The 14,766-nt window shown below is 52.1% G+C and carries 10 protein-coding genes; 7 read left to right on the top strand and 3 right to left on the bottom strand.

All coding sequences use genetic code 11. The features are described from left to right. Positions 1-320 precede the first annotated feature (320 nt). Together Pan241w_RS00865 and obgE are read right to left on the bottom strand one after the other, a co-directional pair. A complete protein-coding gene (locus Pan241w_RS00865; protein WP_145209549.1) occupies positions 321-578 on the bottom strand; it encodes a hypothetical protein in 258 nt (85 codons plus the stop codon). A 2-nt stretch (positions 579-580) separates the two neighbouring features. Further along, complete coding sequence (obgE, locus tag Pan241w_RS00860) at positions 581-1,582, bottom strand: GTPase ObgE (protein WP_145209544.1); 1,002 nt, start codon at positions 1,580-1,582, stop codon at positions 581-583. A 556-nt stretch (positions 1,583-2,138) separates the two neighbouring features. Between obgE and Pan241w_RS00855 the strand changes: the two genes are divergently transcribed. From Pan241w_RS00855 to Pan241w_RS00825, 7 genes are all read left to right on the top strand, one after another. Further along, positions 2,139-3,179 (top strand): KpsF/GutQ family sugar-phosphate isomerase, encoded by a 1,041-nt coding sequence (locus tag Pan241w_RS00855; RefSeq protein WP_145209541.1) that lies wholly within the window; start codon positions 2,139-2,141, stop codon positions 3,177-3,179. A gap of 62 nt (positions 3,180-3,241) precedes the next feature. Next, on the top strand, positions 3,242-6,490 hold the full coding sequence (locus tag Pan241w_RS00850; protein WP_145209538.1) for an LptA/OstA family protein: 3,249 nt from the start codon (positions 3,242-3,244) through the stop codon (positions 6,488-6,490). A 129-nt stretch (positions 6,491-6,619) separates the two neighbouring features. Beyond that, on the top strand, positions 6,620-8,248 hold the full coding sequence (locus Pan241w_RS00845; protein ID WP_145209535.1) for a DUF1570 domain-containing protein: 1,629 nt from the start codon (positions 6,620-6,622) through the stop codon (positions 8,246-8,248). A gap of 190 nt (positions 8,249-8,438) precedes the next feature. After that, positions 8,439-9,377 (top strand): DUF1559 domain-containing protein, encoded by a 939-nt coding sequence (locus Pan241w_RS00840; protein ID WP_145209532.1) that lies wholly within the window; start codon positions 8,439-8,441, stop codon positions 9,375-9,377. Beyond that, on the top strand, positions 9,377-9,808 hold the full coding sequence (locus Pan241w_RS00835) for a transthyretin-like family protein (protein ID WP_232107314.1): 432 nt from the start codon (positions 9,377-9,379) through the stop codon (positions 9,806-9,808). The genes Pan241w_RS00840 and Pan241w_RS00835 overlap by 1 nt, the downstream gene beginning before the upstream one ends. A gap of 247 nt (positions 9,809-10,055) precedes the next feature. Beyond that, a complete protein-coding gene (locus tag Pan241w_RS00830; protein ID WP_145209529.1) occupies positions 10,056-12,491 on the top strand; it encodes a c-type cytochrome in 2,436 nt (811 codons plus the stop codon). Further along, on the top strand, positions 12,485-14,056 hold the full coding sequence (locus tag Pan241w_RS00825; RefSeq protein ID WP_145209526.1) for a DUF7133 domain-containing protein: 1,572 nt from the start codon (positions 12,485-12,487) through the stop codon (positions 14,054-14,056). The genes Pan241w_RS00830 and Pan241w_RS00825 overlap by 7 nt, the downstream gene beginning before the upstream one ends. 176 nt (positions 14,057-14,232) lie before the next feature. Here Pan241w_RS00825 and Pan241w_RS00820 read toward each other — a convergent pair whose 3' ends face one another. Next, entirely contained in the window at positions 14,233-14,766 is a 534-nt protein-coding gene (locus Pan241w_RS00820) for a hypothetical protein (RefSeq protein ID WP_145209523.1), read from the bottom strand.

Genomic DNA, 14,766 nt, shown 5'->3' with positions numbered 1-14,766 from the left:
GGAAGAACCTGAGGTTCCGGTTGCCTGAAACGATGGTTGGTGAATTCCATTCACACGAATCACAGCGAGTCAGGTGAAAGATGGTTAATGCAAACGGGAGGCCAATGGTTCGAAAATCACACCGAAGCGGGATTCAAAGCAGAGACAAGATGCGCATAAGACATGTCTCACATGCCACTTACGGCATACACACAAAAAAATTTGGCAGCAGAACCTTCGTCAAAAGAGACGTGTCAAAACATTGTAGAAATTGCAAAGTCGCCCTGGGAATGAGAGGAAATGCAAATTTTACAATTCAGAAGCCGACGCGGAGACAGGGCTTAAAAACGAAGTCGGGCGAAGCCCCAACCCAAGAAGAAGCCGACCAGCATCAGAATGCCCAGCTCGGTAATCCGCTCGGTCTGGCTCTGTGCGGTGTTAAAAAATGCCTGATAGGCGAACCCCAGTACCATGAACAGTGCCGCTCCGAATTTACCAAAACGGACCCGGACTTCTCCGGGCGTCTCTTCCGGCTGCGTTGGTGAAGCCGCTGGTTTCTGAACGGGATCGTCTGACTGGGAAAGGGGCTCCTGCTCCACGATCAGGCCTCGACTTCCAGATTTTGCAGTTCGTCAATAATCATTCGGACCAGTTTTTCGAGATTGGCGCCGGTGGCAGAGGAGATTTGCATCACCGGATGTCCTAATTCTTCTTCCAGCAGTTCGGCCACCGGGGCCGCATCGGGCAACTCGCTTTTCGTCACTACCAGAATTTCCGGGCGTTCCATCAGTGTAGGATCATAAAGTCGCATCTCTTCCCGAATCTGACGGTAGTTCTGAATCGGATCGGTCTGGTCCATGGGTGACGGCTCCACCAGATGCACGAGGAGCCGCGTCCGCTCGACATGCTTCAAGAATTCATGCCCCAGCCCGACACCTGCATGGGCGCCTTCGATCAGACCGGGGATATCCGCCATCACGAATTGATGGTCGAATCCAAGTCGAACCAAGCCTAAATTAGGATATTTTGTGGTAAACGGGTAGTCTGCAATTTCGGGGTGCGCCTTCGAAAGTCGGCTCAGCAGCGTCGATTTGCCGGCATTCGGTTTCCCGACCAATCCGACGTCAGCGATCAGTTTCAGTTCGAGTGAAATATCACGCTGTTCTCCCACTCCCCCCTTTTCAAACTCACGGGGTGCCTGGTGAGTGGCGGTCGCAAAATGACGATTGCCGCGGCCCCCTTTGCCCCCTTTGGCGACCACCACGCGATCGCCGCTCTGCTTCATATCGCGTAACAGATGCCCGCGTTTACTGTCCAGGACCAGTGTTCCCGGCGGGACCATAATGACCGCGTCCTGACCCGATTTCCCGGTTTTTAAACTTCCCGATCCGTGTCCGCCGCGTTCGGCATTCCAATGTTTGTGGCCGATGATATTGGCTAAACTACTGACATTCTCATCGGCGAGCACGACTACATCGCCACCTTTGCCGCCATCGCCGCCATTCGGACCGCCGCGCGGGACATGGGCTTCCCGTCGGAAACTGGCACACCCATCTCCGCCGTCGCCGGCTTTACAATATATATCTACTCGATCTACAAACATAATGATCCGTCTACTGACACTTTTGAATTCCAGACTGCGCTCCCCGGAAGCATTCCAATCCAAAACCACGACCGGTCCAGATTTCAGGGGAAACGAGATTTGCAACGCCTGTCGCGAACCTCAGAAAGAATGCGTTTCGTATCTTCTTTTACTTTAATGACTTAAGAACCAAACGATGGCCACGTTTCGCACTTTGTCTTCGCGTTGTGGAAACGAACGATCCTGCCTGTTCCAGAATGACAACTCGAAAGATCGTCTCAAAGGACAACCTGCTACAAAGTACCGCAGGGATTAATCATTGTAGATGGTCTCATTGAAATTACGAGAGTCGACTCATGCTTTCTTCTACAATCCCGACCAGGAAAGGGGAACCACAACGATTCTCCTGACAATCTCCGAAACAAACTTCCAGCAACCAGGTCCAGTAAGGCATTATTTGTTATATACTTACAGCATTTCTCGCAATGCAATTTCGGATTGACCCATTTTCGAGCTCACTTTATACTCCCGCTCCCCTGAACATGCCCGCAAGGATGCGACATAAGGATATGGCGTGATGAGTTCCCTTCCTGCAAGGTCGGTAATCGAGTTTTCCCAGTTTGATCAGTTACGAGATGCGCGCGAGATTATTTTCTGCGAGGCCGATGCACTGCGCCAGATGGGTCATGCCTTGGGAACAGAACTCTGTGACGCCGTCGAATTAATTCTGTCTCGCAAGGGCGCTGTCATCTTAACGGGCATGGGTAAAGCAGGGTTGATCGCACAAAAAATCTGCGCCACACTCTCTTCGACAGGCACACGTTCCCATTTTCTGCATCCGGCGGAAGCCATTCATGGCGACTTGGGCTGCCTGCATTCCGATGATACCGTGCTGGCACTTTCCAATAGCGGCGAAACAGAAGAACTCAGGCGGCTGCTCCCCCTGTTTCAGAAAATGAACCTGCCCACGATCGGCATCACGGCCCGCAAGACAAGCACACTCGGCCGCGCCTCTCAAATCGTATTGTGTCTGGGAGATTTGAAAGAAGCCGGCCCGCATCAGTTGGCACCATCCACAACAACGACGGCGATGCTGGCAATGGGCGATGCGCTCTCGCTGGTCCTCAGCAAAGCCCGCGGCTTCACGCCGCTGCAGTTTGCCACCTTTCACCCCGGAGGAAATCTGGGGCGAAAGCTGACTCAGATTAATGAAGTCATGCGCCCGCGCAGCGAAGTGCGTGTGACACAAGAAACCAGTTCCATCCGCGAAACGTTTGTCCGCTTGAGTTGCCCCGGTCGTCGCAGCGGTGCGGTGATCATTGTCGATGAATCCGATCGGGTCACAGGCATCTTCACCGATAGTGACCTGGCCCGTCTGCTGGAAGAACGCCGCGATGCACAACTGGACCGACCGATCTCTGAAGTCATGACCGCGCAACCGACTACCATTCAATCTGACGCTTCTCTGGAAGCGGCCGTCGAACTGTTAAAAGCACGCAAGCTCAGTGAACTGCCGGTCGTCGACCAACGGCAGCATTTAGCAGGTCTGATCGACATTACCGATGTCATCGGCTGGCAGCCACACCTGGAAACAGCAGAAGACAAACAGGCGGGCTAACCCGCTTTCGATATCCCTTTCTGACAATCCTCTCTTACATTAGAAACGACTTTTTCAATTCCATGACCGGAGCCATTCAATATAACAGGAATGGAATTTTCGATCGCCTGATATCAAACCGGCTGTTGCTGACCTGGGTCACAACACTCTCATTGACCGGTGCCTATCTGGCGTATGCGCAGACGCTGCGGCATGTCATCAAAGATAAAGTCATTCGACGTGAATTTCCGCAAGAGGTCTTCACGTCTCCCGCTTATTCATCGGGAAGTAACGAGAAGGCCCAAACCTACCTGCCCGAGATCCCCTGGGCCGCCGATGCCCGCTATCAGTTCAAAGACGAAAATGTCTACATTTATACGGAAAGCTGGAAACAGGAAGAGGAAAAGAAAGCAGCCCGTTTAAAACCGTTTGCGATGTTAATGTTCGACCGCAAAAAAGGGGAAGCCGAGGCCCCGTTCGCTCTGATGAGCCAGGAAGCACTGGTCCGGTTTGAACAGCCATTTGGAATCAAACACACTGACCCCGGTCGGATGATTGCCGGCTCTCTGGAAGGCGATGTAAAAATTACAGGACCCAACGGACTGATCATTTATGGACGTAATTTCTTTTATGATGAATCGTCAATGAATATCTGGAGCGACCACGAAGTGCAGTTCGCGTATGGAGACCATCGCGGCCGCGCGCGGGGCATCGAAATGAAACTGATTCCCTCCGCCGAGAAACCAAAGGAACTCAAGCCAGCCGCAGAAGGCATCCGTGAAATTGTGCTCCGCCGCGATGTCCATATGATACTGGCATTGAAGAAAGAGAAAGAAACAAAAGCTTCGGAAACCAGCCTTTCTCGTTTTGCTACGGTCAAAAGTACAGGAAGTTTTACGTTTAATCTGGAATCGAATCAGGGCACGTTTACAGATAACGTACGCGTGCATCATCCAACTAACGCCTATCAGGCTGACACCCTGGAATGCGACAAGCTGCTGTTGCAGTTTGTTCGTAAAGTAGAAACCGATCAAGCGCATGGGGAAACGCTGGCCGAACAGCCAGAAAACAAACAACAGTCCGAACATCATCATAGTAGTGGCAAACTGGAATTTCAGGAACTGGTGGCAATCGGCACAAATGTCCTGCTGGTTTCCGAAGAAAATCAGTTTTCCGGCAGGATGACCCGGTTCTCCTACAACGAACAAACCAAAACAATCGTCCTGACAGATCAACGTGATGTTCGGGTAAAGCAACAGGCTTCAAGACTCAAATGCCCTGAGATCACAATCCACCAGAATGAGGAAGGACGTCTGGAAACCATTCTCTGTCAGGGAGCCGGCTGGATTGAACATGTTGACCCCAAAACCCGTCAAATCACAATGACAGCGCGGTGGGCTAAACAGATGAAAAAATCGATCGACCCGGAAACTCAACTGGAGATGATCGAACTGCAGCAGAATTGCGACGTCAGGCAGCCTGCCGAGGAGTTTGCCCTGCTGGCGCAAAACATCCGACTCTGGCTGAAAGGAGATCTGCCTTCACTGAAGGAGGCGGAATCGCTCCAACAGGGAACACGTCAATCCGATTCCGATGGGGATATGCAGAGTCAACTTGACCCGTACAAAATGTTTGCGGAACAGGATGTCACAATCTTCAGTCCGCAACTCCGTGGCAAAACCAAACGACTTGAAATCTGGTTTGATCAGGCGACGACACCCGAGTCGGCTCCGAATGCCCCCCTTAGTCAACAGCCACAGTTAAGGCGCGCCCCCGTCAAGCAGGTCGCGTTTGCCGTTGATGACGCAGTCCCTTCGAGTGCAGGCCGCAATCAAAATGTGAGCGGCCCCTTTTCTGATCCGGGCAGACGAAATGTTCTCACCAATCAGCAGTATCAGGCAGGTTCTCCGGAAGGACGAGCGGTGCTGCCGTCGCGTAGAAACTCAGTAGTTCCCATGCAGGATCAAAAGCAGGAAGAGCCACCCGAGCCAGTAGAGGTGCATGCTGATCTGATGAAATTGCGTGTGAGGAAAAATGCACGCGGCAAAGCAGAAGTGGCAGAAGTCTGGACCGAAGGTAATGTTTCCGTGGAGCAGTTGCAGAAAAAATCAGAAAAGCCGTTGCATATTACGGGAAACCAGATCCATATTGAAAACAAAGGGGAAAACGATCAGGTTCTGCATGTGATCGGCAAGCCGGCTAAAATCAATGCGCAGGATTCTCAAATCGAAGGCGAGAATATTTATCTCTACCGTCTGGCAAATAAAGCCAAGGTCGAGGGGAAAGGCTTGTTGCTGCTGCCGGTGCGTGGCGGTAAAAAATCGGCCGCCGGTCTCTTATCAGGTGCGGATGGCATTACCCAGGAGCATAACCTGGCGCAACCAGAATTGAGTGAAGAAAATAACCAGGACCACGTTCTGGAAATTCACTGGGACCAGGAAATGGTCTTCGACGGATTGACGGCGAATTTCTTCGGTAAGGTCAGAACGAATATGGGAGACAACCGCCTGCGATGCCAGGAGATGGAAGTCATTCTGTCCGACCGCGTCTCGTTTTCAAAAAAACAGCCGAAAGGCCAAAAACCCAACGTGCATTTCATTACCTGTCGGGATGGCGTCGAAGTCGAAAGCAATGAATACATGGAGAACCGGCTGGTCGGTATCCGCCGTGCCAGCTTCTGGCAGATGAACGTCGATCAGAAAACCGGTAACGCAGAAGCCCGCGGTCCGGGCTGGTTGATTTTGTGGCGCCGCGAAAATCCAAACCAACCGGATTCAGAAACCAAAGTTTCGCAGGCCAACCTGCCTCAAAAAACAGCCACCGACAGCTGGACTTACACGCGCATCGATTTTAACGGCAAGATGGCCGGCAATGTGGAACAGAGAAGCACGACGTTTGATGATCGCGTACAGATTACTCATGGCGGTGTGAAACGTCCGCTGGATACCATCGATCCCGACAAACTGCCTCCCAACGCCGGCTGGATGCGAAGCAACAGCCTGAAACTGATTCAGCACGAAATCAGTGGGCAAAAGAAAAAATACATCTCGATGCTGGCGAAAGGAAATGCGGAACTGGAAGGCAATGCACTCATTAAAAACAAAAGGACGCCGACGAATCAATCCTTCAGCGCCAGCGCCGATACCATCAGCTTTGACGAATCGAAAGACCTTTACATGATGCGTTCTTTCGGTAATCGCAAGGCAACCATCCGACGCTTTTCGCGTGTGGGCGGGGTTCCCAACCAAAGTGTGGCACAACAAATCGAGTTTTCCCCCACGCACGATCGGGTCACATTACACGGCGTAACCGGAATACAGGGGTTGCCCTGACCTGATTTCAGCCTGTTTTTGCAGAATCATTCTTTTTTCCGCTGTCCGTCTCGCATACAATCCAATGAGGGAGTTTGCCTTCTGTCGTAGCGCCTCCTTCGTCTGAGTTCAATCAGGGAAACGGTAATCATGCCTGTCCAGAAAGACCAACCTTCGCGAGCTTCATTCGAGTCAGCAGCTTCTGTGATCAAGCAAGTGGCTGGCGCGGGGCGATCGGATCGTGCTGGCCGCTGGAGTCGCATATTGCTCATCTTCTCTCTGATGCTGGTTCTGTCTCAACAAGCGTTTGCACAAAACCCGCGTGCCCGGGCAGCCTACCAGAAACAATACGAGACGCTGCAAAGTGACTTTCAGAATGATCTGAAACAGCTCGCCGTTCGTTGCCAGCAGGAGCAGCAGTTCGAAGGCGTGCAGACGATTGCCCAATTGCTCAAAGCAGTACAGGATTTCGATCCGCATGCCAAACCACTGCCGCGCGCGGTGCGTGCGGAGATCCCACTTAATCTCCCACCAGCAGAACGTGCCTGGCGTTTGAAACTGCGCAACCTTCGAGAACAACAGGCAAATGATCTGTTTGTCTTCTCACGTAAAGTCTTATACGCTGGTTTCCCCAGCTATGCTTATGATCTGATTCTGGAAACGGCTTATCATAACCCGGACCATCGATCGGTCAGACTGATCCTGGGCTATGTGCGTAACGGCGATGAATGGATGACTCCATTCGAAAAAGAAATGCAGGATCGCAAACAGCAATGGCATGAAAAGTATGGCTGGTTACCCGCGTCACATATCGCCCGTTATGAACGGGGAGAACGTTATGTAAATGGTCGCTGGAAGTCGGCCGCCCAGGAAGCAGAAATCAGACGTGACTTCCGTAACGCCTGGGAAATCAAGACGGAGCATTTTCTGATCAAAACGAATCACAGCCTGGAAATGGGCGTGAAACTGGCAACAGAGATGGAAGAGTTTCATCGCTACTTCCATCAAACCTTCGTCGGTTTCTTTAAGACGCCGGAGCAATTGCGAAAATTATTTGAAGGCGCCCGCAATCCCTTTCAGAGGCGAAACAAGCATTCCCAGCACGTGATGCACTACTACCGCACTCGCGACGAATATCTACAACGCTTACAGAAAGAGATCCCCCAGATTGCATTGACGCACGGCATCTATCTGTTCGGCGATCGGATCTCGCACTTTTATCACCGCCCCGATGCAGAAGGTGATCTGGGAACTCTGTATCACGAAGCCACGCATCAACTGTTTTACGAAACCGGTTCGCTGCGCAGCAATAGGCAGGTCGGCGAGAAAAATCATTTCTGGGCCATTGAAGGCATCGCCTGCTATATGGAATCGTTCGAGAAAAACGGCAATGTCTTTCGAGCCGGCAACCCGAATCATATCCGCTTCAATGCAGCCCGTTATCGGCTGCTGGAAGACGAGTATTATGTCCCCCTGGAAACATTCGCCGCCATGGGTCGCCAGGCCTTTCAAACCAGCCCTAACATCAGCCCCAATTACAGCCAGGCATCGGGACTGTCTCATTTCTTCATGCACGCCAAACAGGGAGAATACCGGGATGCCTTCATCAACCAGATGGCACAGCTTTACAGCTTCAACTCCCGCATTCGCAACAACGCGAAAACAATGGAAGAGCTGACCGGGCACTCTTATGCCGAGCTGGATCACGAGTACAAAGCCTACTCGGCAGCGATGCAACAAGCCCTCGATGAACGCGAATTAAGCCTGCAAAGCAAGTAAGAGTCTGACGAATTCGTGAGTCGAGGTCACAATTCGGTCCCACTTTCCCGCTTAAATCTTTCACCTCAATTACGAACTTAGTTTCTTTTATTAATAAAATCTCTTGCTTTAATAATGCGCCGCTGGTTAAAATTTGAGTCTTTCACCTTATATTAATAAAACTTCTTAATATTTAAACAGGAGAAGACTTATGCGTGGCGGCTCCAAGCCCAAAACATCCCGCGGATTCACCCTGATCGAGCTTTTGGTTGTCATCGCCATTATTGCCATCTTGATCGCGTTGCTCCTGCCGGCAGTTCAGCAGGCAAGAGAAGCTGCCCGGCGATCTACCTGCAAGAACAACATGAAGCAGATCGGTCTGGCTTTGCATAACTATCACGACACTCACCGCATTTTTCCTCCTGGTGATATAAATGCCGGCGGATACGAATGCGCCTGGTTGGGAACGCAAGAGACCCGCAACCATACCGCATATCTATTCATACTTCCCTTCATTGAACAGTCAGTACTCTATAACCAAATTGATTTTTCAAAAGCAACCGGATCAAGCGACGGGAATGGTGCCTGCACTGGTCCGACGACGGGAATTCAAACTTCGGTTACCTCCAAACCAATTAGCGTCTTCGAATGTCCGAGCGATTCGTACTCACACGGTCCTTACTCCTACAACTCAAACACCGCTTACACAACAGTAAATGACTATCGTACGAGTTATAGCGTCATCTACATCACATACGGAGCGAACGTTTCCTACGGCGCCTCGACAGGAACAAAAACAGCCTTCGGTCGCAATGGCGCAGCTCGGATGCGAGACGTCAGAGATGGTACGAGTAATTCGATGTTGATGATGGAAACCCCGATGGAAAAAGACTCGCCTATTCGAGGCCCCTTCTGGGCTACTTACGTTGCCACAGGTGCTGTCATTGCTGCCCCTTATCGCAAAATCAATCACCCAACCAGTGCTACAAACCCCATCGCATACTGGGGATCTCCGGGAAGTGAACACGTAGGTGGTTGCCATGCACTGCTGGGAGACGGCGCTGTTCGTTTCATTAGTGAGAACATAGATATCAATCTTCTCAGAGGAATACAAACAATCAATGGCAGCGAAGTGATAGGTGAATTCTAATGGCGGTAAATTTTTTCCATCGATTAAACATCGTGACAGCATACGGATTACAGATGATCTTGCTGTGCGCAATCGTCGGTTGTGGAGGAACTGCAAAAGATCTTCCCCAATTGGGTCAAGTTTCTGGAATAGTCACGATGGATGGAGCACCTCTCGCTGATGCGGAACTGACCTTCGAACCAAAATCTGGTTCTCCCTCTGTGGGCAGAACTGATGATGCGGGAAAGTATCAGTTAGCATATAACCAGAATTCCAAAGGAGCTGTGCTGGGGCAACATACAGTACGGATCAGTAAATTTGGTGAGCCAGGATCTCCAAATGATACGATGGATCAAGTTCCCGCCAAGTACAACACGAACTCCAAAGAAACTGCCGAAGTGAAAGAGGGCGAGAACGAAATTAACTTTGATCTGAACTCCAAAGCAAAATAAGTCGGCAAAACGCGACTGAAAGTGCGCTGGTTCAAACAAGAAACAATAAAAGCAGGTTATGCATTTTACGGCATAACCTGCTTTTTCTTTTCACATCCCAGATGTCTGGATCTGATTCTGCCAAGTTAAGACACAAGCGAATTGATTCAGGTCCGCTGCTGCTTTATGATCGGGTTATTCCCTGTTGTTTGATTGCATTGAAGAAAAACCCGCGCTGTTAAGCTGCTCGCGAAGAAAGAACTCGATCATGAGTCGGCCACTGATCCCTTTTCTGACAGGACTCGTGCTCCTGATCGCCGGAACGCCCGTATTTTCGGAACCAGGAGCGGCTCCGTTTGTCGCTGGCTTCGATCGGTTTGCCCGTCATGCAGAAATTGAACCTCAGGTTGGCGGCAAACTGTTGCTAAGTGACCTCAGCTGTACCGCCTGCCATCAGACAGACCAATCAGACCTAACGCCCAAAGGGGGGCCGCGATTGACGGGCGCGGGCAATCGACTGCAACAGAAATGGCTCGAAGATTATCTGGCAGCACCCCATTCGGTCAAACCGGGTTCCACCATGCCCGACATGCTGCAGCATTTACCCGCGGAAGAAAAACATCAGACGATTAAAGCACTATCGGCATTTCTGATGTCAAAACAAACAGAGTTCCCCACGATCAAAGCGACCGGCGCCAATCCGGTGCCTTACGAATTCTGGAAGAAAGGCAACGTCGAACGGGGTCAGGAACTATATCACAAAATAGGCTGCGTCGCCTGCCATGCACCCGATGAAACATATGAGCCGGGTGAAACCAAAATTTCGCCCACCGATCAAATGCTGGCACAACTCGATCCGGAAGACATCATCGAAATGGGACTGGCTGCGAAAATGCGTCCCGTCAAATCGGTGCCCCACGGCGATCTGTCTGCCAAGTTCATGCGAAAAGCATTGACGTTTTTTCTACTGAATCCGGAACAGACCCGCCCCGCGGGCCGCATGCCGCAAATGAAATTGAAGGCGGTCGAAGCCGCCGACATCGCCGCATATCTGCTCCGCAATCAAAAAACAGAACCGGCAGAGAACACTACGAACAGCGCCTCTGCACTCATCGCAGAAGGACAGAAACGGTTTGTTCAATTGCAGTGCGTGAATTGTCACACAGTACAAAATCTGAAACCGAAGCAATTCGCCAAACCGCTGACCCAGTTGAACGGCAAAGCAGCATCAAGCTGTATTGGTCCGTCACAACCCGGCATGCCCGCTTACCCGCTGGATCAACAACAGCAGGCGTCTATTCAGCAGGCACTGGCATCCCTGCCCCAGAAACAGAAACCAGAACCCAAACAACGTCTGGCCTTTCAACTACTGCAACTGAACTGTTATGCCTGTCACGAACGGGACAAACAGGGGGGCGTTGGTTTTAATCGCAAGCCCTATTTCGAAACCGTCAACCATGTGGACCTGGGGGATGAAGGTCGTATCCCTCCCACGTTGACGGGCATTGGTTTTAAGCTGCAAAAAAAATGGCTGGCGAAAGTACTGAACGGCAAAGGGGATCTGCGGTTTCATATGCACGCCCGCATGCCCGTCTTTCCCAAATCCGTCGTCGGCTCACTCCCGTCCGAGTTTGAAACAGCCGACAACAGCCAGAAGCTTCAGCAGGAAAAGCAAGTCTTTCCCGATCATGGCAAGCTGGCGTCTGCCGGTCGCGTGATGCTGGAGACCGGTTGTATTCAATGCCATCCGATTCGTGGCGAAAGTATGCCGGGCGTGGTAGGCACCGACCTGGGCGATGTCACCAATCGCGTGCACCCCCAATGGTTCCGCGAATTTCTGCTCAACCCGGCTTCATTGAAACCCCGCACCCGCATGCCGACATTTTTTCCCGATGGCAAAAGCCAGATTAAAACACTGCTCGACGGCAATGTGGATCAACAGATCGCCTCACTCTGGTCCTACCTGAAAGCGGGAGAGAAACAGCCGCTGCCCGAAAAAATCCTGGCAGCCAAATCAAAGAACTATGAACTCGTTCCCAAAACGCGGCCCCTCATTCTGCGAACCTTTATGCAGGAAGCGGGCACGCATGCGATTGCCGTGGGCTTTCCGGAAAAAGTACACGTCGCCTTTGATGCCGAACAGGTCCGACCGGCGATTTTCTGGAAAGGTCGTTTCCTCGATGCCCAAGGCACCTGGTTCATTCGCTTCGCACCACCGGCGATTCCGCTGGGAGAAAAACCGGTGCTCCTGCCAGCCGGCGCCCCGTTGGCATTGTTGAGTGATTCAAATCAACGCTGGCCGGAGAGTAAGTCGATGAAAAACGCCCTTCAGTTTCAGGGCTACCGCGTTGATAAAGCAGGCATCCCCACCTTCTTGTATCGCTTGGGGGAGTATGAGATTGAAGACCGCTTCGCCCCCGGAGAAAAACAAAGCCTCAAGCGAACCATCAAGATCAAAGGCACCCCCAGCTCTGGAGCACAATCAAAACTCTGGTTCCGAGGCTTAACAGGGAACTCTCTGAAGCAGATCAAGCCGGGCACGATGGAAAATCAAACTGGCCTGACCGTTTCTGTTTCGAACGCGTTAGCGAAGATGAGCCAACTTCGCACTATCAAGAATGAAACCGACTGGATCATTCCACTTCCCGCCGCTGATAACAATACAACTGACAACAACACAATTGAGGTGACCTACCAATGGTAAAGCAATCATACCTCTTTCTGCCGCTGATCCTTGCGACGTTCGCGGCGACTCTGCTTCGAACCGACCAGAGCTTCGCGCAAAGCGAAGAGGATTACTATCGGCTTGTCTCCATCATGACGCCGAAAGCACAAACTGAATCGCGGGCAAAGAACTGGAAACCCGCGCCCGGCGACCTGGTGCTGGAGGTAAGCGGCCTGGCGGTGCTTGATGACCGGCGTGTCGCCGTTGCCATTCGGAAAGGAGAAATCTGGATTCTGGACGGCGTCTACGATGAACCTCCGAAAAACGTCACCTACAAACGCTTCGCCTCCGCCCTGCATGAACCGCTGGGGCTGATCTGGAAAGACGGTGCCTTTTACACCGTGCAGCGCAGCGAACTGACGCGCATTCGCGATACCGATGGAGATGGAACCGCCGACGAATATCTGACCGTCGCCAAAGGCTGGGGCGTGACAGGTCACTATCATGAATACGCCTACGGCCCCGAAGTTGATCCTGACGGGAATCTGTGGCTGACTCTGAACATCGGGCTGGGGCTCAAGAAAGAACACAAAGCCCGCGCCGTCACCGATCCCACGCTCGGCTTTTCTCAAGGTCGCTGGCGGGGCTGGGGCATGAAATGCACGCCGGACGGCAAACTGATTCCCGTCTGTGCGGGGATGCGTTCGCCCTCCGGCCTGGGCGCGAATCGGGCAGGCGATATGTTCTACAGTGACCAGCAAGGCAACTGGGTCGCCACCAATACACTGCATCACATGCGCAAGGGGGCCTTCTTTCATCATGTCGAAGCACTGGCTTCCATGAACCTGGAAGGCTCGCCGATCAAGGGCATCAAAACGATTCCGAACGGGCTCCCCTTTCCCGAAGCGGTCAAACGCATGCCGCAACTGAAGCCGCCCGCGGTCTGGTTTCCGTATAAAAAAGCGGGGCAGTCGGCGACGGATATCATGCTCGACGACAGCGGCGGCAAGTTCGGTCCGTTCGACGGTCAGTTTTTTGTCGGCGAATTCACGCAAGCCTCAATGCAGCGCGTCTTTCTGGAAAAAGTGGACGGCGAATACCAGGGCGCCTGTTTTCCCTTTCGGGAAGGCTTTGCCTCGGCCGTCTTGCGCATGGATCAGGGAACCGACGGATCGGTATTTGTCGGCCTGACCAACCGCGGCTGGAGCAGTCTGGGAACCGCCTCGTATGGATTACAGCGTCTGGTCTGGACGGGCAAAACGCCGTTCGAAATCAAAGAGATGCGGGCACAGCCGGACGGCTTTGAACTGGTTTTCACTGAACCCGTGGATAAGAAAACGGCAATCGACCCGAAGTCTTACCAGTTGAAAAGTTATACCTACACCTATCACTCATCCTACGGCAGCGATGAGATCCTCAACAAAGAGTTAACGCTAGACGCCATTACCGTCTCGGATGATGGGATGCGCGTCCAATTGAAAACAAACGGCCTGCGCCCCCTTTACGTGCATGAACTGCGGGCCGAGGGTGTGAAGAATAGCCAGGGGCAACCATTGTTGCATCCGCAGGCATATTACACGTTGAATCGCATTCCGAAACGCTAAGTAGTGTTTCTTAATTCGAATGCCTCTTTGCAAATGGGAGGAACCGGGGCTAACACCCTTCGGCTAATAAGTCATTCCGGCTCGAAAACATCAAAAACAGGATCAGCCGCACGACGTTAGCCACGGTTAATACCGACCTGGGTCAGGTTGCGGTCCTGGGAACGGTGTGAGACGCATCAATTCAAAAAGCCGCGTTCTCGTAATTCCTGAATATTGCCGGGTGCACTTTCCCAGACCCGTTCGGCCGCGTACCGCATAATGGCGATGCCTCCCATGCCGGGCGGGGCGCTCAGAATGGCGGTGTGCTCTTCTTCTTCGTCATCGAGCTGCTTGTTTAATTTAGCAACCGCTTCCTCGATACTGTCGCTGACGATCCGCTCGGGGCCGCTGGTATTGGCGAACTTCAGATTCGAAAAGCCGGCCGTACGGGACAGCAGAAACGCCGCCAGGTCGGCTTCTTCCTGTTCTTCGAAGAAGTTGCGAAACTCCGGTTCCATATGATCAGGGGTGATGATCATCGGACGGGTGATACTGACTTCGCCTTTGCGAATCGTGACCGTCGAGCCGGGCTCGGCGGCACCGCAGACGAGATAATAAGGCAGCTTCTGATCGCCGAATGTAAATAGAGAAAAATTCACGGGACGCTCAATCCGTACCGCGGTCCATATTTCGAAGAAGCGCTGTTCATCGAACTCGTGAGAAAAATCCAT

The sequence above is a fragment of the Gimesia alba genome, from assembly GCF_007744675.1.
In the GTDB taxonomy this organism is placed as follows: Bacteria; Planctomycetota; Planctomycetia; order Planctomycetales; family Planctomycetaceae; genus Gimesia; species Gimesia alba.
The sequence above is the reverse complement of the archived record's forward strand: the minus strand, read 5'-3'. Positions and strand labels throughout refer to the sequence as shown.